Genomic DNA, 20,211 nt, shown 5'->3' with positions numbered 1-20,211 from the left:
CGCGATTTTGCGGCTCTTGTGGGTGCCTTTTTTGACAATCGCCTCTAATTTGGCGGCATCGGCAGGCGGTAGCATGACGGGTTTGGCGAGGCGGGGCATTGGCAAAAAACGGATAGTGTTTACTCGGTACTGTTACTGGCAGAATTAAGTTGTCAGACCACTAGTAGGTTTGGCAGATTATGGCTACCGAGTAGGAGCGAGTAGGAGCAAGAGGCGCTCCTACTCGGTAGCCGTACTTCCTAACTAGCCAATTGTTTTCAACCCGCCGCTTGCGCTAAGCCACGGCGGCGGGCCCGTGCCGGCGTCGTCGCAGGGAATCTGCTCGGCCGCAAACGCCACGTCCGCGGCGGAGTAGAGGGCCTGGAGCTGGCCGGGGGCGGCGCGCCAGAGCAGCACGCGTTGGCTGGGCTGATAGTAGAGCGTGTGCCCCAGGTAGTGAAGCTGCACAAAGACTGCGGCGGGCTCCCCGTTCATCCCCTCTAAGCGGACACGCGGAGCAGCCGCGGTCAGCAAGCCGGCCGGCAACCAATTAGCCGGGTCCTCAGGGCCGGGAGCCACGGAAACAGTGAGCAACGGCAGCGCCGGGGCACTCGGGGGTGGACTGGGGGTACTGAACACTTTATCAACCGCGCGCAGGCCCAACGTCCCCAGGGCCGAGCCCACGGCGACCACCCCCACCGTTTGCAGGTCAAAAGGCAGCGACGGGGTGGGCCCGGCAGCAACTACGGGCGCGGCCAGGGAGGTCGGTTCTCCCATGGCGGTGCGGCGACGAGCATTACTGGCCAAGGTCTTGCAGGAAGGGCAGCAATACATCCGCCGCCGGTCCACGGCCTGATAGGGGTCGCCACAGTGGGCACAAAGTCGGTTTTTGAGCGGTTGTTTCTGATAGGCCATCCGTAAAGAAACCCCTAAACCGGCTAATTTTCGAATAATCGTCGTGCGATTATCCGAAAATTAGCCGGTTTAGGGGTTAAGCCACCCTCACAGTGCGGGTGCGCTTTTACCTGTTGGCGCTGGACACCAGGCCGGAACGAACAAAGGAATTTCGATAGCTTAAATGCTATTTAAGCACCTTGTTAGCCCGCAGGCGTCTCAGCACGCGCAGCAGCAGGGAGTGCGCAGGCGGGCAACTAGCCGTAGCGCCAATGCGCTGCTTAGCTACACGCTTTAAGCGCGGTCGGCAAACCGGCCGCTCAATCGGCCGTAGCGAACTCAGTACTGCCGGAGCGGCTCGCTGTATTAGGTAGAAACAGCTACGGGGGCTATTCCGCCAGCCGGTTGGCCGCGAACGCCGTGCTTCAGCCACTACAGCCGCTAGCGTCCCACCTCATGCAAACCGGTAAAACGGCCGGTGCACCGGCCCCGAACTGGCCGGTTTACCAGCTTCCAGTAGCGGGTGCCGCCCCACTTGCTGAGCGTTTTGGGCGTTTTCGCTACGCGAAAACGCCAGCACCTTACCCGGCTCCTGACTGGCAATAGGCCTCACTTGGAGGCTCATTGCCAGTCAGGAGCGCAGCGGCTTATAACATGTTTTATGCTTAACAGCAAGCGCGCTACGAGGGCCATTTATGAAGTAGCTACCCAGAAAGCGCGTCAAAAAGGACTCACTTGTGCTCACAAGTGAGTGGATTCTGCCTAGACAGGCGGTGGCGCGGCCGTAAGGTCGGCCAGTGGCGCGGCCGTAAGGTCGGCCAGTGGCGCGGCCGTAAGGTCGGCCAGTGGCGCGGCCGTAAGGTCGGCCAGTGGCGCGGCCGTAAGGTCGGCCAGTGGCGCGGCCGTAAGGTCGGCCAGTGGCGCGGCCGTAAGGTCGGCCAGTGGCGCGGCCGTAAGGTCGGCCAGTGGCGCGGCCGTAAGGTCGGCCAGTGGCGCGGCCGGGTTCGCTGCGCGAACCCGGCGCCTTTAATTCCTGCTAAAACAGACGTAGACGCAGGTCAAAGGACAGGGCTCTATAACGTTTAGCAGACGGTCGTTACTAGCACGTAAAAGCTAAAACTTCTCCTGAGTAGCCAGCTAAAAAATATTATTTACGGCGGTACGTTTGGCCAAATCCATCCGCGTAATTGTCTGCTATTTTTAATTCAGTCCCCAGTTCCTCGATGATATAGATAACAGGCTGGATGACTAAGGTGCTAGGTGACCCTGCGCTAACGTGGCGATTAATGCGTAAAGCCTGGGTAGGCTGCCCAGTATAGATACTACGAGCTGACCTGATGGAGAAAGTAGTAGATTCTGTTAGCTGAGTAACCCCTTGGCGGGTATCATACTGCTGAAAAGTGCTGTCGGGTTTGAACACCCATTTGGTAGCTACGCCTGTGGAGGAAGGCGTGTAGGTTTGATTCCCCGTCAGCCCGCCAACGGTCTTAACCCACTCCCATTCCCCACTAATGTTGTTTTCCGAAACTGCTGGGGTAGGGTCAGTTGCTGTGCTTTTTTCACAGCTGGTACTCATAGCTAACAAACTCAAGTTAGCTAGGGTAAGTAATGAATTGAATTTCATAGCAGGAAAGCAGAAAAAACTAAGCAGTGAAAAATTTAAGCCACAGCTAGTTGATGCGATATGAAAGTAAAACGTTGCAGCGAGGCCCAGGATATAGGACAGAGTTGAGCACTTGAGTAGGAAGTCTTGCTAAAATAGCATATCAGGCGCAGCGGCCAGGCAATTATAAAACCGCCACTTTTCCGAGGTTTGTCTTCGAAGCAATGTTACGTTAAGTGGCTTTTCTAAGGAATCAGAGTGGAAAGAACATTCTTCATACTATTCCCAAAGTTCTATTTGCCTCATAATTCACTTCTTCCCGTTAGGAAGGTAATAGAGTTAGCTATTCTTGACCGTAGCAAGTAGGAAGCTGCTGATACCCATTCCAAAAAATCCATACTCGGCCGCACTGCGGGCATAGGAGCATGCTTTTCATAGCTAGGTATAGTTGCTCGGCATCTAGCATGCCTGAGTAGGTACCATATTCGACGTCTGACAGGAGCAGCCATTCAGTCGGATGCGGAATCTGCCCGTCTAGGATGCGTTCTCCGCATTTACAGAAGAAACTAGGCATAGAGACCGAAGATGGAATAGGAAGCCCGAAGATTACGGCGCTGCTTCGATATCGGACGAGTCTGGAAAAGAAGTAGATTTTTGAATCCCAGCGCCAAGGCCGCATACAACTGGCTTCTTCAGCGTGGCTACGCTATCTCTTGTGGTGGGCCAGCACGCCGAAAGCCCTCTCCGCCCATCTTGATGATGCTAAGCAGTTGTTGCACGGGGTATTGCAACGCATCTTGGTTACACCAATAGTCTTTGATCAGCCCATACTGGTCGTAATCGGAGATATTGAATCCTTCCTCAATGTCATTATACCAGATGACCTGCTTGCCACAGAGACCCACCGCCCAAAATCCACCCCCTTCTTGGCCATAGGGGAGCTGCTGCCACTTCTCGGGGAATATTTGAATTAGCTCCCAAAACCGCAATATTTCCCCCCTCATCTCCTCCTCAGCCAGGAGAATCTTGTCGTAGAGTGCCTCAATGGTTATCGATTCCCACATCATGAGGGCGAAGTACGTATGAGACTCTCGTTATATCCGTTGAGCCGGCTTACAAGTAGCAATCCTTATTATCACGTAGAATTGAGAGCCGAAGGGGCTTGTCACATTATTTAAACGAACGTTTAACAAATGACTATAGCAGGTATCTTTACCTAAAATCCCTTCCTTTCAAAAGGTCATTCTGTCATGCCTGCTTATTTTGCCTACTACCGCGTCTCGACCCAAAAGCAAGGAGCCTCTGGTCTCGGGCTCGAAGCGCAACAGGCGGCGGTGGTCAGCTTCCTCAAAGGGAGCCAGCCGCAGGGCGAGTACGTCGAAGTGGAGAGTGGTAAGAAGAACCAGCGCCCCCAACTGCTCGCCGCGATGGCCGCGGCCCGCGCCACGGATGGGATTCTGCTTATTGCTAAGCTTGACCGGCTTAGTCGCAACGCAAGTTTCATTCTGACGCTCCGTGATTCGGGGGTGGATTTCGTGTGCTGCGACATGCCCGATGCGAATACCCTTACCGTGGGTCTCTTTGCCGTGCTCGCCCAGCACGAGCGCGAAACCATCTCGAAGCGGACGAAGGATGCGCTCGCGGCCAAGAAGGCGCGGGGCGCCCAGTTAGGCACGCCGGCCAACCTCACGGCCGCAGCTCGGGAACAGAGCCTGCTCGTGCGGCGAACCCACCTGCAGCAGCACCCGGGCCTGCGGCAAACGGCGGCCTTTATTGCCTCCCGCCGGGCGCAGGGGGTGAGCTTTCGCCAACTGGCGGGGGAGTTGAACGCGCTCGGCTTTACGGCTCCGCGCGGGGGGACCTTCAATCAAAAGCAGGTGCAGCGCTTCCATGAACGCGGTCAGGTAGCATCAAAGGCATCAGCCTAGTCAACTGCGTGTATGTCAATCCCGAGCCTGAGCAGTTCTGGCTGGTGGACTATCGCCTGTTCGTCCCCGAGACAGATTGCAAAAGCAAACTCGACCATGTGGTCGACAGGTTGCTGAACAAGAAAGCAATGTGCGCTGGCTGATTAAGCAGTTTCACCTATAGGCTAAGCAATTTGCTGGTTTACAAGCTTGTAAATGTCGCCTAGCCCGAAGCCAACGCAACCGCATTGCCCTGGCCCTGCGCACCTGGACCTGTCTCAAGCGCTTTGCTTACCAAACAAAAACTACGGTTTATCAACTCAAACATGGGCTGCTAGATGACTATTTACGCCGTGAACTCGCCCAACCCACCTTATGCTTTGCGTAAGCCCTAACTACTTTGACGTTTTGTATTCTTATCAACTCTTGTTAAAAAAAGTAGCTGTTACCTTAGGGTTATGAAGCGCTTCGCCAGATTGAGAAATTGGGTAGTTTTGCTGCTAGCCTGCTGGCAGGTAGGGCTAGCCCGCGCCGCGCCAACGCCACACTACGTCATCGGTTTTTCGCAGTGCACCATGAACGATGCGTGGCGACAAGCGATGCTGGCGGGTATGAAGAAGGAGTTGAGCTTCTACCCCAACGTAGAGTTTCGCCTCAAGGATGCGCACGATAACACTGCGCTGCAACAACAGCAGCTAGGTGATTTTCTAAAAGAGGGGGTTGATTTACTGATTGTCTCGGCCAACGAGGCGGAGCCGATTACCCCACTCGTAGAAGAGGCCTTCAACCGAGGCACGCCGGTGGTTATCCTGGACCGACGCACTACCTCCAAGCTTTATACGGCCTACGTGGGGGGCAACAACCAAGAGGTAGGCCAGGCCGCGGGCCGCTATATCGGCAGCCTGCTGGGAGGCAAAGGCGATATGCTGGAAGTGCTGGGCGCGGCGGGCTCATCGCCGGCCCGCGACCGCCACCAGGGGCTGATGCAGGCGCTAAAGGCTTTTCCGGGGGTGCACGTGGTGGGCGAAATACAGGGCACCTGGCAGCGCCCCTCGGTGCTGGCCGCGCTGCCGGCCATGCTACGCGCGCATCCTGAGGTGCGGCTCATTTTTGCCCACAACGACCGCATGGCTTTGGGGGCTTACCAAGTGTGCAAGCAAGTAGGCCTGGCGCGTCGGGTACGGGTGGTGGGGGTAGACGGGCTGGCAGGGCCGCAAGGTGGGATTCAACTGGTGCAAGACGGCATTATTGAGGCCACGATGCTCTACTCGCCGGGGGGGGAGGAGGCCATTCGCACGGCCATGCACATTTTGCAGCACGAGCCCTATGCCAAGGAAAACCTGCTGAGCACCATGGTTATTGATTCGACCAACGTGTTGACCATGAAGATGCAAACCGAAAAGCTGACCAGCCAGCAGCAGGATATTCAGCGGCAGCAGGAGCTGCTGCAAACCCAGCGCCTCACCTTTGCCACCCAGCGGCGGGGGCTCTACGTGCTGGGCGGCGCGCTGCTGGCTGCCGCCGTGCTCGGGCTGCTGGTGTGGCGGGCACTGCGCGCCAACCGCCGCATCACCCGCATGCTAGCCGGGCAGAACCAGGAAATCCGCTCGCAGCGCAACCAGATTCAGGAGCTGGCCGAGCAGGCGCGGGTAGAGACGGAGGCGAAGCTGCGGTTTTTCACCAATTTCTCGCACGAGCTGCGCACGCCGCTCACCCTCATTTTGGGGCCGCTGGAGGAGGTGCTCACCGATGGGCCACCGCTGGCCGCCAGCCAGCGCCACGAGCTGAGCCTGGTGCGCCGCAACGCGCAGCGCCTGTTGCAGCTGGTGAACCAGCTCATGGATTTTCGCAAAATCGACGTGGGCAAGATGCCGGTGCGCGCCACCGAATGCAACCTAGTGGCCTTCATCCGCGAAATACTGGATGTATTTGAAAAGACCGCCCGGCAGCGAGGGGTCAACCTGCGTTTTTTGCCAGCCGAGCCGGCGGTTTGGTTGTGGTTCGACGTCAATATTCTGGACAAGGTCTTTTTCAATCTGATAGCCAATGCCTTGAAATTCACCCCCGAAAAGGGCCAGATTACGGTGAGCATCGAGCCGGTGCCGGCCTCGGGGCAGGTGCGGGTAAGCGTGGAGGACACCGGCCCGGGTATCAGTGCCCACGACCAGGCACATATTTTTGAGTGGTTTTATCAGGGGCAGGCCCCCGGCGGCAAAGGCTCGGGGATGGGGTTGGCGCTGGCGCTGGGCCTCACGCGGCTGCACCAGGGGCAGCTGAGCTTTCGAAGCCAGCCGGGCCAGGGCAGCACATTTGTGGTGACGCTGCCCCTTAGCCTGCCCGACGCCATGCGCTCGGCCGTGCCCGTGTCGATGCCTGTAGCGGCTGCTTTTTCCCTGGATGAAGACCTAGCCGACACGCTACCCGAGGCGGCCTTTGCCACCGGCGACACCAGCGCGGCCCTGGTACTGGTGATTGAGGACAATCCCGAAGTCAACGACTTCCTGGCTCGTAAGCTACGGCCCCACTTTCAGGTGCAAACGGCCCTCGACGCGGCCACCGGCCTGCGCTTAGCCGCCGATACTATCCCGGACCTGGTGGTGTGCGATGTGATGCTACCTGACCGCAGCGGGCTGGAAGTAGTAGACCAGCTCAAGGGCGACTGGCGCACCTCCCACATTCCGGTGGTGCTGCTCACGGCGCGCTCGGCTCCCGAGCAGCAGGTAGAGGGGGTGCAGGCCGGCGCCGACCTCTACCTCACTAAGCCCTTTAACCCCACTTTTTTGCTCGAAAGCCTGCGCACCTTGCTGGGCAACCGCCAGCGCCAGCGCGAGCATTTTCGCCGCGAGCTGAGTACCGACACCGCCACGGTGCCGCCCCAGCAGCGGGTAGACCAGAAGTTTCTGGCCGACCTCACCGCCATTGTGGAAGCCAACCTGGCGCGGCCCGAGCTGAGCGTCGACGACGTGGCGAGTAGCCTGGGGCTCTCGCGGGTGCAGCTCTACCGCAAGGTGAAGGCCGTGCTGGGCACCGGCGTCACGGATTTTATCCAGGGCCTGCGCCTTACCAAAAGCCGCCAGCTGCTGCTAGAGGAAGGCCTCGCCATTGCCGAAGTGGCCTACCAGCTGGGCTTCTCATCCCCGGCCTATTTCTCCACCAGCTTCAAGGCCCGCTACCAGATGTCGCCCTCCGAATTTCGGGCGCTGCACAGCGCGCCCAGCGTGTGAGCTAAAAGTGAAAACCGGGTGCAAAAAGTGAAAGCGGGGTTTGAATTTAAAACACTAATCTGGCATAAATTACTGATTATCAACAAGTAGTATTTATGAAGGCGATTGATTCAAACTTGAAAGCTTTTGAATCAATCGTGTAACAAGCCAACGGAAAATAGGGAGGAATTTTGAGTCGTAAAGCCGCCGGGGCCGTTTTGTTCCGTTCGCTTCACCCAGCCGTTTGGGCCGTTGCGCCCAAACCCAGGCAGCCGCTGCCAGCTGGGTAACCGAACACTTACAAGACGCATACAGGCCCTGCCCGGCATAGACGCACTCCTTTTTCTCACCCATTTTTTTTTGGCACTTATGCGCAAAAGCGTACTCTTAGCGCGGCGGCTCTGCTTGCCCACGCTCCTGGCTACCGCGCCGCTGGCAATGGCCGCGCTCCCTACCCCCTCCCTGGCGGCCCGGCCCGCAACCCCAGCCGGCGTGCTGGCTGACATTACCATCACGGGCCAGGTAAGCGATGAAAAGGGGGGTAGCCTGCCCGGCGTAACGGTAGTGGTGAAAGGCACCACCAACGGTACATCGACCGACGCCGACGGCAAGTTTACCCTCACGGCTTCTTCCACGGCTACGCTCGTGCTCTCGTCGGTGGGCTACGTGTCGCAGGAGGTGGCCGTGGCCGGACACACCACCCTGAGCGTGCAGCTGAAGCCCTCCACCCAGGACCTGAGTGAGGTGGTAGTGACGGGCTACCAAACGCAGAAGCGCGCCGACCTGACGGGCGCAGTAGCGGTAGTGAAGGTGGAGGAAATTAAGGGTATGACCTCCAACAACGTGGTCAACAATCTGCAGGGGCGGGTGCCGGGCGTACAGGTTACGACCGACGGCTCGCCGAGCGGCGCCAACGCGGCGGTGCGCATCCGGGGCTTCGGCACGCTGCTTTCGGGCAACAACGACCCGCTCTACGTGATTGACGGCATTCCGACCAAGACGGGCATCAACCAAATCAACCAGAATGACATCGAGAGCATTCAGGTGCTGAAGGATGCCTCAGCGGCCAGCATCTACGGCTCGCGGGCCGGCAATGGCGTGATTATCATCACGACGCGCAAGGCCAAGAAGGGCGTGACGCGGGTGGATTTCTCCACCTTCGTGTCGGCCCAAACGCCGGGGCCGCACATCAAGATGCTGAATACCAACGACTACGGCCGCATCTACTGGCAGGCGGCGATAAACGATGGCGCGACGCCCAACATTCCGTTCTACAACTTTCAGTCGCACCAGGGGCCCAACGGGCAGCCGGTGCTCGACAACGTGGTAGTGCCGGAGTTTCTGGACGCGGCCAAGACGCAGCGCACCGCCGATACCGACTGGTTCAAGGAAACCCAGCAGACGGCCATCGTGCAGCAGTACAACGTGAACGTGAGCAATGGCGGCGAGCACGGCGGCGTGCTGTTTTCGCTGAACTACTACAAGAACTCGGGCACGCTGAAGTTCACCGGTGCCGACCGCTGGACGGGCCGCCTCAACTCGGACTACTCGCTGCTGGGCGACCACCTCAAGATAGGCCAGAACCTCACGGTGAGCAAGTTGCAGGAAGCGCAGTACGACCTGAACCTGATACGCGACCGCAGTAGCCAGCTGCTCAACATCGTGCCCGTGCACACCGTGGACGGCGTGGGCTGGGGCGGCCCGGTCAACGGCATTGGCGACCGCGACAACCCCGTGCGCCTGCTCACCGACAACCAGCAGAACCGCTCGGACCTGTACCGCCTCTTTGGCAACGGGTTTGCCGATGCCGAAATCATCAAGGGGCTGCACCTGCGCACCAGCTTTGGCATTGACTACTCGCTCTATAAGTACAACGAGCTGTACAAAACCTTTACGGCGGGCTACCTCTCCAACGCCAACAACCGGGTTACCAACAACGAAAGCACCTTCGGCAACTGGGTGTGGCAAAACACCTTGAACTACGACCTGAGCCTAGGCGGCGGCGACCACACATTGAGCGTTTTAGTGGGCAATGAGCGTATCAGTTACAACCAGGAGGCTTTCTACGCCTCGCGCACCAACTTTGCCAGCCAGGACCCCAACTACATCGTGCTCGATGCCGGCTCGGCCAACAAGGACAACGGCGGCTCGGCCAACTCGTACCGGCTAGCCTCCTATTTTGCCAAAGTCAACTACGCGTATAAGGACCGCTACCTGCTGTCGGGCACGGTGCGCCGCGATGGCTCTTCGCGCTTCGGGACTGATAATCAGTTTGGTATCTTCCCAGCGGTGTCGGGTGGCTGGCGCCTCAGCGAAGAGAACTTTCTGAAAAACAACGTGGCATTTATCTCCGACCTGAAGCTGCGCGCCGGCTGGGGCCAGACCGGCAACCAGGACATTGCCAGCTACGCCTCGCGGGCCATCTACCAGTCGAGCTTGGGCACGCTCGACCCCAACTTTGCCTACGACATCGGCACGGCCTACGACATCTACGGCAACGATACCAACCTGCTCTCGGGCTACCGCCGGGTGCAGCAGGCCAACCCCAACCTGAAGTGGGAAACCACCACCCAAACCAACATCGGGGTTGACTTCGGCTTCTTGGGCAACAAGCTTACCGGCTCGGTCGATTACTTCATCAAGAACACCACCGACATCCTCGTGAACCTGCCCTACCTGGGGGTTGTAGGCGAGGGCGGCGACAAGTTCGTGAACGGCGCTTCCATTAAAAACTCGGGCTTGGAATTTCTGTTGGGCTACCAGAACACGCTGGCTAATGGCTTGACCTTCAACATTACCGGCAACGTTTCGACGTATCGCAACAAGCTCACCTACCTGCCCGCCGAGGTCATTAACGCCTACGGCGGCAACGGTCAGGACGTAACGCGCCTGGGCCACTCCGTGAACGCGGTGTACGGCTACGTGGCCGATGGCCTGTACCAGAACGCCGTCGAAGTGAGCAGCGGCCCGACTCAGGTGGGCGCGGCGGCTGGCCGCATCCGCTACCGCGACCTGAACGGCGACGGCAAAATCGACAACTTCGACCAGACCTGGATTTCGGAGGCCATCCCGGATTTCAACTACGGCCTCAACCTGGGCGCGTCGTGGAAGGGCTTCGACGTGCAGGTGTTTTTGCAGGGCGTGCAGGGGCTGTACGCCTACAACAATGCAAAATTCCGCACCGATTTCTCGTCGCTGGCTTCGGGTGAGAACTGGGGGCAGCGCCTGCTCGATGCCTGGTCGCCTACCAATACGGGCTCCTCAATTCCGGCCCCTACCCTCGTCAACTCCAACAACGAAGGGCGCTCCTCGACCTACTTCATCGAGAATGCTTCTTACCTGAAGCTGCGCAACTTCCAGCTGGGCTACAACCTGCCGACCGCGCTGGTGAGCAAAATCCGGCTGCAAAACGTGCGCTTCTACGTGCAGGGGCAGAACTTCTTCACCATTAAGAGCAAGCAGTTCACCGGCCCCGACCCCGAGGTAACCAACTACCAGTACCCCATTCCGCGCGTGTTCACTGCCGGCCTCAACGTCTCTTTTTAATTGATACGCTAGCGCTAATTCCCATGAAATTTCTCCAAACCGGCCTGCTGGCTTTCTCGCTGCTTACCATCTCCGTGAGTTGCAACGACAAAAGCTTTCTCAACGTGGACCCGACCGGCGCGCTCGATGACGCGCAGCTCAATACCCCGGATAATATTGAAAAACAAGTAATTGCCGCCTACTCGCAGCTTGGCAACGACATCTACTACGTACCCTACACCTCCATGTGGCCCTATGGCAACGTGCGCGGCGGCGACGCCTACAAGGGCGGCGGCGGCACGGCCGACGTGGATGCGTTTCACTTCTACGAAACCTTTACCTTCAACCGCGTCGATATCACCAACACCGATGAGTTCTGGTACCGCATGTACCTGAGCATTTCGCGGGCCAACGACGCGCTGCGCCGCCTCGACGCCATCGACGTGGCCGCCATGCCCAACAAGGCCGTGCGCCAGGGCGAGATGCGCTTCCTGCGTGGGCACTTCTACTTCCTGCTCAAGGAGATGTTCAAGTACGTGCCGTACATCGACGAAACCCTACCCACCGACCAGTACCCCACCATCTCGAACGTGGCGCTGACCAACGATGCGCTCTGGAGCAAGGTAGCCGACGACTTTCGCTTTGCGGTGGCCAACCTGCCGGCCACCCAGTCCGAAATCGGCCGCGCCAACAAGTCGGCCGCCCAGGCCTACCTGGCCAAAACGGTGCTTTACCAAGCTTACACCCAAGATAATAACAACGCCGTGACGGGCATCGACGCTGCCAAGATGGCGGAAGTGAACTCGCTGTGCGATGCCGTTATCAGCTCGGGTAAGTACGCGCTGCACAGCGACTACGCTACCAACTTCCTCACGGCGGGCGACAACGGGGTGGAGTCGGTATTCGCCATCCAGTTCTCGCGCAATGATGGCACGCCCAAGGGCCGCACCGACCGGGGCAACGAGCTGAACTACCCCATGAACCCCGATTACGGCTGCTGCTCGTTTCACCAGCCCAGCCAAAACCTGATTAACGCCTTCAAGACAGACGCCAATGGCCTACCCCGCTTCACGGACTTCAACACGTCGGGCGACCTTGTGACGGCTGGTGACTTCCTCAGCACCACCGTTGACCCGCGCGTCGATCACACGGTGGCGGTGGTCGGGCACCCATTCAAGTACAATCCTACGTTCGTATTCGACAACTCGTGGGTGCGGGTGCCAGGGGTGTACGGCTACAACCTCTCAATGAAGGAGAGCGTGCTGCCCACCGACCCGAGCTTCCAGAAAACGCCGCCCTTTATGAGCAGCTCAAAAAACTGGGCCATCATCCGTTATGCCGACGTGCTGCTCTGGAAGGCTGAGGCCCTGATTGAGCTCAACCGCTCGTCGGAGGCGCTGCCGCTTATGAACCAGATTCGTCAGCGTGCCCAAAACAGCACTGGCCTGCTCAAATCGGCCAGTGGCGCGGCCACTTCCAACTACAAAATCGGCCTTTACCCCGCCGCGGGGTTCTCGCAATCCTACGCCCGCGAGGCGCTGCGCTTCGAGCGCCGGATGGAGTTTGCGATGGAAGGCTGCCGCTTCTTCGACCTGGTGCGCTGGGGCATCGCGGCACCCTATATGAACACCTATTTCGCCAAGGAAAAGAACCTGCGCCAGTACCTGTCCACGGCCAAATTCACGGCGGGCCGCGACGAATACATGCCGATTCCGATTAACCAAATCAACTTCAGCAAAGGCCTGTATAAGCAAAACAACGGGTGGTAAGCACGTAGCCGCCAGGCTTCGGCACGGCGCAGCGGTGCTGAATGGGTGGGACCACTGAGGGCCCGCTGCCCCGCACGCGGAGTCTGGCTGGCTTCTGGCTTTCTAATTTATCAAGCAACATCATCTTTGGTATCGTGAATAAAAATGTCTTATTCTGGTCGGTTGTGGTCGCGCTGGGTGGCCTGCTGTTTGGCTTTGACACGGCCGTGATTTCGGGGGCCGAAAAGGCCATTCAGCAACTCTGGCACCTCAGCTCCTGGGAGCACGGCCTGACGATGTCCATCGCCTTGATTGGCACGGTGTTAGGCGCTATTTTCGGCGGTATCCCCTCCGATGCGCTGGGCCGCCGCACCACCCTCACCTGGATTGCGGTGCTCTACCTGGTGTCGGCGGTGGGCGCGGCCCTATCGCCGGCGTGGGTGCCGTTCATGGTTTTCCGCTTCCTGGGTGGGTTGGGGGTAGGGGCCTCCTCGGTCACGGCCCCGCTCTACATCTCGGAGGTGTCGCCGCCCGCCTCGCGGGGGCGCATGGTGGGCATGTTCCAGTTCAACGTGGTGTTCGGCATTCTGCTGGCCTACCTGTCCAATTACCTGCTCAAAGGCATCGGCCCCGATGCCTGGCGTTGGATGCTGGGCGTGCAGGCCGTGCCAGCCATCGCGTTTTTCCTGCTGCTGTTCCGCATTCCCGAAAGCCCGCGCTGGCTGCTGCGTCACGGCCGCACCGCCGAGGCCCGGGCCATTTTTGAGCGCATCGACCCAGCCACCGCCGAGGCCAACGTAGCCACCATCCTAGTCGCCAACGCGGCCGAGCAGGGCCCCGGCGAGTCGCTCTGGGCCCCGCAATACCGGCGGCCGGTGCTGCTGGCGGTGCTCTTCGCCATGTTCAACCAGCTGGCGGGCATCAACGCCATCATCTACTACGCCCCGCGCATTTTCGAGCTGACGGGGCTGGGCCAGGGCGCGGCGCTGCTGTCGTCGGCGGGCATCGGGCTGGTTAACTTTTGCTTTACCTTGCTGGCCGTCAACATCATAGATAAGTTTGGGCGCCGCAAGCTGATGCTGGTGGGCTCGGTGGGGCTCATTGCCACGCTGGGGCTGGTGTCGTGGGCATTTTATAGCCAGCAGCGGGGCATGCTGGTGCCGGTGCTGCTGTTTCTATACATCGCGTTCTTTGCTTTCTCGCAGGGAGCGGTTATCTGGGTATTCATCTCCGAAATTTTCCCGAGTGCCGTGCGGGCCAAGGGCCAGGCGCTGGGCAGCTCGACGCACTGGGTGCTGGCAGCCGCCATCACGTTCGTATTTCCGGTCCTCACCGAAAAGCTGGGCGGCGGCAATACGTTTGCCTTTTTCTGCGCCATGATGGTGCTCCAGCTGCTGTACGTGTGGAAACTGATGCCCGAAACAAAGGGCAAAACCCTGGAGGAAGCCGACCAGGTCCTCGTACTGCACTAACCGGCGCCGCGGTTACCCCGAACCCAATTGCACTGCTTAATTAAGTTACTATGAATAAGTCTGTTATCTGCTTTGGCGAAGTACTGTGGGACATCCTACCCACCGGCCAGCAGCCGGGCGGTGCGCCCTTCAACGTGGCCGTGCACCTGCACCAGCTGGGGCAGCCCGTGCAGCTCATCAGCCGCGTGGGCGACGATGAGCTGGGCCGCGAGCTGCTCGATTTCATCGAGTCGAAAGGCCTGAGCACGGCCCACGTGCAGCAGGGCCACACCCACCTCACGGGCGTGGTGAAGGCCAACGTGGACGATGCCAACGAGGTGGTATACAAGATAGTGCAGCCCGTGGCCTGGGACTACATCCAGTACGAGCCCGAACTGGCCGAAGCGGTGGCGCAGGCCGATGTGCTGGTCTACGGCAGCCTGGTAGCCCGCCAGGCCGGCAGCCGCGAAACCCTCTACCGCCTGCTCGAAAACGCCCGCTTCCGGGTGTTCGACGTGAACCTGCGCCCCCCGCACTACACCAAGGAAATAACCAAGTACCTGCTCAGCAAGGCGCACCTGGTGAAGATGAACCACCACGAGCTGGTCGAGCTGATGGACTGGCTGGGCTACGGCCCGGTGGCCGACCGCGAAGACCGCGCCGCCGCCATGCGTTGGCTGGCCGACCGCTACCAGCTGCAAGCCGTGTGCGTTACTTGCGGGGCCGACGGGGCGATGCTCTACACCGGCGGCCAGCTCTACCGGGCCCCCGGCCTGTCAGTTGAGGTGCGCGACACCATCGGCAGCGGCGATGCTTTTCTGGCCGCCTTGCTCAGGGGCTGGCTGGCCGGCGACCAACCGGATGCCATGCTGCGCTTTGCCTGCGCAGCCGGGGCCCTGGTAGCCACGCACCAGGGTGCTACCCCGGCGATTACGCCGGGCGATGTAACCCGGTTGCTAGCGCTGCAAACTGCTTAGCCAACAGGTTTCCTCTTTCCCACCCTTTGCTTTCCGACTATGAAAAAACTGCTCGCGCTCCTCGGCTGCTCGCTGTTGACCACGGTAACTTTTGCCCAGACCACCCCGCCGCCCGCCACGCCGCAGTACCGCCCAGCCTACCATTTTACCCCGGCCGCGCACTGGATGAACGACCCCAACGGCATGGTGTATTACCAGGGCACCTACCACCTGTTTTTTCAGTATTACCCCGGCGGCATGACCTGGGGCCCCATGCACTGGGGCCACGCCACCAGCCCCGACATGCTTAGCTGGAAAGAGCAGGCCGTTGCGCTAGCCCCTGATAGCCTGGGCTATATCTTCTCGGGCTCGGCCGTGGTAGACAAGGACAACACGGCCGGCTTCGGCAAAGACGCGCTGGTGGCCATCTTCACCCACCACGACCCCAAGGGCGAAAAAGCGGGCACCAACACCTTCCAGAACCAGAGCCTGGCCTACAGCCTCGACGCGGGCAAGACCTGGACCAAATACGACCGGAACCCGGTGCTTAAAAACCCCGGCATTAAGGACTTTCGTGACCCCAAGGTGAGCTGGAACGAGGCTACCCATAAGTGGGTGATGACGCTGGCCACCCTCGACCGCATCACCTTCTACTCGTCGCCAAACCTCAAGGACTGGGCCAAGGAAAGCGAGTTTGGCCAGAAGCTGGGCGCCCACGGCGGCGTGTGGGAGTGCCCCGACTTGTTCCCGCTCACGCTCAATGGCAAAACGCACTGGGTGCTGCTGGTCAACCTGAACCCCGGGGGCCCCAACGGCGGCTCGGCCACGCAATATTTTGTGGGTCAGTTTGATGGGCACACGTTTACGCCCCTCAGCGAGCAGACGAAGTGGGCCGACTACGGCCCCGACGAGTACGCCGGCGTGACCTGGGCCAACACCGGCAACCGCCGCCTGTTTCTGGGCTGGATGAGCAACTGGGACTACGCCAACGAGGTGCCCACCTCGCCCTGGCGCAGCGCCATGACCATTCCGCGCGAGCTGGGCCTACGCCAGGAAGGCGGCGAGATGTACCTCACCTCGCAGCCCGCCGCCGAGCTGAGAACGCTGGCCACGAAAGCTACGACCATCCAAAACGTGGCCGTCAAAAACTCGGTAGACCTCACTGCCTGCCTCAAAGCCACTGGCGATAGGCACAGGCTCACGCTCAAAACCGCGCAGCTTGGCAGCTTCGAGCTGGTGCTGGGCAATGCGGCCGGCGAAGAGCTGGTGCTGGGCTATGACCAGGCCGCCAAGCAGTATTTCATCGACCGCAGCAAGGCCGGGCAGGTGGGCTTCAGCCCCAAATTTGCGGGCCGCGCCACGGCTCCGCGCCTGAGCGCGGCGGCCGGCACCGAGCTGACGCTATACCTGGATGCGGCCTCGGTCGAGCTGTTTGCCGACCAGGGCCTGACGGCGATGACCGAGATTTTCTTCGCCACCAAGCCCCTGACTACCATCAAGCTACGGGCCGCCCGGGGCATCACGTTCCAGGCAATCAGCAATACGCCGCTGGCCCCGAAAGCTACTGGCAAACCAACAGTGGTCGGCCAGCGCTAATTCATTCCCACCCAATTCTTTATGCAACCTACTTTCGCTTCCGCGCTGGGCGCGGCTGGCCTCGCCTTGCTCTCGCTGGGCGCTTGCAAAAAAGATACTGGCTCCCCGGAGGTAGTGGATGACACCAAGCCGGCCACCGCCTTTACTTGTGCCGCGCCGGCTGAAGGCACCAACTATTCCATCTATCCACTGGGCAGCGGCGGGGCGGGCGTGGGGGACGTGATGCCGTATTACGATGCGGCGTCCAACACCTCGTATATCTATTACCTGCGCGACATCTGGAACGATGGCACCAGCCAGCACCATCCGGTTAATGCCTTCACTACTAGCGATTTTATTAGCTATACCCAGCCCTCGGCGGGCGAAATGCTGAGTAGCAACTCGACCACCTGCGCCCAAGATTTTTCCGTTGGCACGGGCAGCGTGGTGCAGCGCAACGGCACCTATTATTTCTTCTACACCGGCAACAATGGCAACAGTTGCACCGGCCAGAAAGAGGGCGTGATGCTGGCTACGGCAACCGGCCCGGGGCAGAAGTTTACCAAGCAGACCAGCTTCAGCACGCTCTACGCACCGAGCAACCTGAATTACGACTTCGGCGACAATTTTCGCGACCCGTTCGTGTACTTTGATGCCGCCAGCAACCAGTACCTGATGCTGGTAACGGCCCGCAAAGACGTAGGCGGCGGTAACTGGAAGGGCGTGCTGGCCAAGTACACCTCAACCAACCTGACGAGCTGGAGCTACCAGGGCGTATTCTACGACGGGGGCAACGACAACTTCTTCAACATGGAGTGCCCCAACCTGTTCAAGCTCGGCAACACGTACTACCTATTGTTCTCAGACCAGGGCAGCCAGAATGCGTACTACCGCAAAAGCAGCTCGCTCAACGGCCCCTGGAGCGCCCCCAGCGGTACCAGCCGCCTCGACGGAACAGGCTTCTACGCCGCGAAGGCTATCACCGACAAATACGGTGATAACTACCTGATGGGATGGGTAAACCGCCAGGACGGCAGCACGGATACCGGCAACCGGCAGTGGGGCGGCAACCTAGTGGTGCACAAGCTCTACCAGCAAGCCAACGGCGACCTGGCCGTGACCATCCCGCACACGCTCAAGGCTAACCTCGAAGCCAAGCCCATTGCGCTGGTGAAAAACGCCCAGGCCGGCACCATCACGGCGGGCGCCAATAATACCTACACGCTGGCTTCTGCCACGAGCACCTTCCTCAACAGTGTGGTATTCAACCCCATCGCGGCCACCAAATTCAAAGTGAGCACCACCGTCAACTACGCCAGCGCCGCAAAGGATTTTGGCTTTATGCTGGGAGCCTGCGACAATTACAACAGCTTTTACAGTCTGCGTTTTATCCCGTCACAAAATCGATTCAGCCTCGACAAAACTGACCGCCGTAACGTGACCGTCAGCTCAACTTCGGTCGATGTACCATTCACCATGCGCCCCAATACCGACTACACAGTGGAGATTGTGGAAGAAAATTCGGTGGTTGTGGTGTACCTCAACAACACGGCAGCCCTCACCTGCCGCGTGTACCGTGCTCCCCAATCCTCGTGGGGCCTGTTCGCGGACAACGCCACCGCTACCTTTAAGAACGTGACAGTTACCACTGCTCCATAACTAGCCGGGGATGGCCTGCGCCACCCCCGCAAGCGGCCTTGCCGACAGCTGCTTTTGGGCGGCGTGGTAAACCGCAGTGGTAGACACGCTGGACAACACTGTGCGGCTGGTGGGTAGCAGGCCGACTGCCCTCAGTTGCCTACCCTACCCAATGGCTTGGCGCAGTCGCCAAGTAAAGTACTGGTTTATAATGACATGCTCCCATTTAATGAGCCGGTTGAAAGTGGCGTATCAGGCGTTTTGAAGCTCGACAGTAGTGGCGGCAGCTACTACCTCATTAGGCGTTAAATTCTTTAATGAGCTGTGCAGCCGGAAGCTGTTATATTCCTGCCGCCAGTGTTCAATCTTTTCTTGGGCGTTGGTCAGCGATAGAAACCAGTGCACATTCAGACACTCGTCCCGAAAGCTATCATTAAACAATTAAATATACTGGTTAAATGTTGGTTTGCCGGGGCGGGAGAAATCGAGCGTTACGTGCTAGTCGTAGGCCCAGCGGTCGAGTGCTTTGCTGATAAACGCACTGCCATTATCGACCTGAATGCGCTCAGGTACCACGCCTAATTCTTGGTGTAAGCGTTGCATCACGGCCACCACGTCTTCGCCCTTGAGCGACTGGCCCACGTGAATGGCTAGGCACTGGCGACTAAAATTATCGACTATTGTTAAGGCGCGAATTTTGCGCTCATCGAAGAGGTTATCGGCCACGAAATCCATGCTCCAGCACTGATGTGGGCGACCCATTGGTAGCCGCTCTAACCGGTGCGCAACTGCCCGATTGCGCTTAGGCCGCTTGCTGCGTAAGTTCAAGCCTTCCAGGCAGTAAAGGCGGTGCACACGCTTGTGATTATCCATCCAGCCTTCCCGTCGCAGTAGGACATAGAGGCGCTGACTGCCGTAGCGTACGCGCACTTGAGCCAGTTCCCGCAATCGCTGGCGTAGCACGGTGTCGTCCCGGCCATGCGCTTTATAGGCCCAGCTAGCGCGCTGCAAGCCAATGACTCGGCAAAAGCCCGACGGGCCGAAATGCGGTAAGCGTCAATGAGGTGTTGGGCCGCGTGACGACGCTGCACGTGCCTTAGAACTTTTTTTTGAGCACATCTTGGAGCATCTGCTTGTCCAAGCTCAGGTCAGCCACGAGCTATTTAAGGTGCTGGTTTTCCTCTTGCAACTGCTTAAGCCGCCGCAACTCGGGCACGCCCAGTCCGCCGTACTTTTTCCCCAGATATAGTAGGTGGCCTCGCTAATGCCCATCTTGCGGCACACCTCGGCGACAGTCACGCCGGTGTCGGCGGGACGCAGGGCGAACACGATTTGGGCCTCGGTAAACTTGGTCTTTTTCATGGCAAGTGTCTGGGGTTTTAAGGTACGACAAGTGCCCGATTTGCTCTGCTTTAGCTTGGCCTAGTTTACTGGGAGGACCTCACCGCCGAGTAGGGGTATGTCAGTGGAAAATTTTTAAACGGCCCTGGCTATATGCAGGTTAAATTCGACGGGACAAAAGCAACCGTCGAATTTGTACAGACAAGTATTGACGCTAACCGCAAAACAGAGACGTTATTCACTTCTATACTATACCGGCTAAATAGCTGGTTTGCTGCCTTATCAGTTTAAAGCCAGGGCAAAAGCACCAAAAGGTTAGTTAGCGTCTGGGGACTGAGGAGCTAATTGGCAGAGCAGTTGTCGGAGATAGTCATCATCACGCGCCGCTTTC

The 20,211-nt window shown here is 59.1% G+C and carries 11 protein-coding genes and 1 pseudogene; 8 read left to right on the top strand and 4 right to left on the bottom strand.

Translation table 11 applies throughout. The features are described from left to right. Nucleotides 1–243: 243 nt before the first annotated feature. The 3 genes from E4631_RS24840 to E4631_RS24830 all read right to left on the bottom strand — a co-directional run bounded on the left by E4631_RS24840 (nucleotide 244) and on the right by E4631_RS24830 (nucleotide 3,543). Nucleotides 244–756 (bottom strand): hypothetical protein, encoded by a 513-nt coding sequence (locus tag E4631_RS24840; RefSeq protein ID WP_135318667.1) that lies wholly within the window; start codon nucleotides 754–756, stop codon nucleotides 244–246. 1,264 nt (nucleotides 757–2,020) lie between these two features. Next, complete coding sequence (locus E4631_RS24835; RefSeq protein ID WP_133657780.1) at nucleotides 2,021–2,497, bottom strand: hypothetical protein; 477 nt, start codon at nucleotides 2,495–2,497, stop codon at nucleotides 2,021–2,023. Between the two features lie 680 nt (nucleotides 2,498–3,177). Continuing rightward, nucleotides 3,178–3,543 (bottom strand): hypothetical protein, encoded by a 366-nt coding sequence (locus E4631_RS24830; RefSeq protein WP_205704313.1) that lies wholly within the window; start codon nucleotides 3,541–3,543, stop codon nucleotides 3,178–3,180. Nucleotides 3,544–3,726: 183 nt separating this feature from the next. Here E4631_RS24830 and E4631_RS24825 point away from each other — a divergent pair, with 183 nt between their 5' ends. The 8 genes from E4631_RS24825 to E4631_RS24790 all read left to right on the top strand — a co-directional run bounded on the left by E4631_RS24825 (nucleotide 3,727) and on the right by E4631_RS24790 (nucleotide 18,500). Then, nucleotides 3,727–4,404 carry a recombinase family protein gene (locus tag E4631_RS24825; protein WP_133657779.1) on the top strand — a complete coding sequence of 226 codons (678 nt, stop codon included), beginning with the start codon at nucleotides 3,727–3,729 and terminating at the stop codon, nucleotides 4,402–4,404. Nucleotides 4,405–4,841: 437 nt separating this feature from the next. Further along, entirely contained in the window at nucleotides 4,842–7,607 is a 2,766-nt protein-coding gene (locus E4631_RS24820; RefSeq protein ID WP_133657778.1) for a substrate-binding domain-containing protein, read from the top strand. A 348-nt stretch (nucleotides 7,608–7,955) separates the two neighbouring features. Further along, entirely contained in the window at nucleotides 7,956–11,132 is a 3,177-nt protein-coding gene (locus tag E4631_RS24815) for a TonB-dependent receptor (RefSeq protein WP_240735230.1), read from the top strand. Between the two features lie 23 nt (nucleotides 11,133–11,155). Next, nucleotides 11,156–12,880 (top strand): RagB/SusD family nutrient uptake outer membrane protein, encoded by a 1,725-nt coding sequence (locus E4631_RS24810; protein ID WP_133657777.1) that lies wholly within the window; start codon nucleotides 11,156–11,158, stop codon nucleotides 12,878–12,880. 131 nt (nucleotides 12,881–13,011) lie between these two features. Continuing rightward, entirely contained in the window at nucleotides 13,012–14,331 is a 1,320-nt protein-coding gene (locus E4631_RS24805; protein ID WP_174805460.1) for a sugar porter family MFS transporter, read from the top strand. 50 nt (nucleotides 14,332–14,381) lie between these two features. Beyond that, nucleotides 14,382–15,287 carry a carbohydrate kinase gene (locus E4631_RS24800; RefSeq protein ID WP_133657775.1) on the top strand — a complete coding sequence of 302 codons (906 nt, stop codon included), beginning with the start codon at nucleotides 14,382–14,384 and terminating at the stop codon, nucleotides 15,285–15,287. Nucleotides 15,288–15,326: 39 nt separating this feature from the next. Continuing rightward, nucleotides 15,327–16,862, top strand: a complete 1,536-nt coding sequence (locus E4631_RS24795) for a glycoside hydrolase family 32 protein (RefSeq protein ID WP_133657774.1) — start codon at nucleotides 15,327–15,329, stop codon at nucleotides 16,860–16,862. A gap of 21 nt (nucleotides 16,863–16,883) precedes the next feature. Further along, nucleotides 16,884–18,500 carry a glycoside hydrolase family 32 protein gene (locus E4631_RS24790; protein WP_133657773.1) on the top strand — a complete coding sequence of 539 codons (1,617 nt, stop codon included), beginning with the start codon at nucleotides 16,884–16,886 and terminating at the stop codon, nucleotides 18,498–18,500. Nucleotides 18,501–18,731: 231 nt separating this feature from the next. Here E4631_RS24790 and E4631_RS24785 read toward each other — a convergent pair. After that, nucleotides 18,732–19,841, bottom strand: a pseudogene (locus E4631_RS24785) (IS3 family transposase). Nucleotides 19,842–20,211 lie beyond the last annotated feature (370 nt).

Origin of the sequence: Hymenobacter sp. UV11 (assembly GCF_004684095.1) — a bacterium.
GTDB lineage: Bacteria > Bacteroidota > Bacteroidia > Cytophagales > Hymenobacteraceae > Hymenobacter.
Note: the sequence above shows the minus strand (reverse complement) of the source record. Positions and strands in the feature narration are given on the sequence as shown.

Bases quoted from the DNA above. Each gene is read 5' to 3' on its own strand.
- E4631_RS24840 (WP_135318667.1), bottom strand. From the start codon at position 756: ATGGGAGAACCGACCTCCCTGGCCGCGCCCGTAGTTGCTGCCGGGCCC.
- E4631_RS24835 (WP_133657780.1), bottom strand. From the start codon at position 2,497: ATGAAATTCAATTCATTACTTACCCTAGCTAACTTGAGTTTGTTAGCT.
- E4631_RS24830 (WP_205704313.1), bottom strand. From the start codon at position 3,543: ATGATGTGGGAATCGATAACCATTGAGGCACTCTACGACAAGATTCTC.
- E4631_RS24825 (WP_133657779.1), top strand. From the start codon at position 3,727: ATGCCTGCTTATTTTGCCTACTACCGCGTCTCGACCCAAAAGCAAGGA.
- E4631_RS24820 (WP_133657778.1), top strand. From the start codon at position 4,842: ATGAAGCGCTTCGCCAGATTGAGAAATTGGGTAGTTTTGCTGCTAGCC.
- E4631_RS24815 (WP_240735230.1), top strand. From the start codon at position 7,956: ATGCGCAAAAGCGTACTCTTAGCGCGGCGGCTCTGCTTGCCCACGCTC.
- E4631_RS24810 (WP_133657777.1), top strand. From the start codon at position 11,156: ATGAAATTTCTCCAAACCGGCCTGCTGGCTTTCTCGCTGCTTACCATC.
- E4631_RS24800 (WP_133657775.1), top strand. From the start codon at position 14,382: ATGAATAAGTCTGTTATCTGCTTTGGCGAAGTACTGTGGGACATCCTA.
- E4631_RS24795 (WP_133657774.1), top strand. From the start codon at position 15,327: ATGAAAAAACTGCTCGCGCTCCTCGGCTGCTCGCTGTTGACCACGGTA.
- E4631_RS24790 (WP_133657773.1), top strand. From the start codon at position 16,884: ATGCAACCTACTTTCGCTTCCGCGCTGGGCGCGGCTGGCCTCGCCTTG.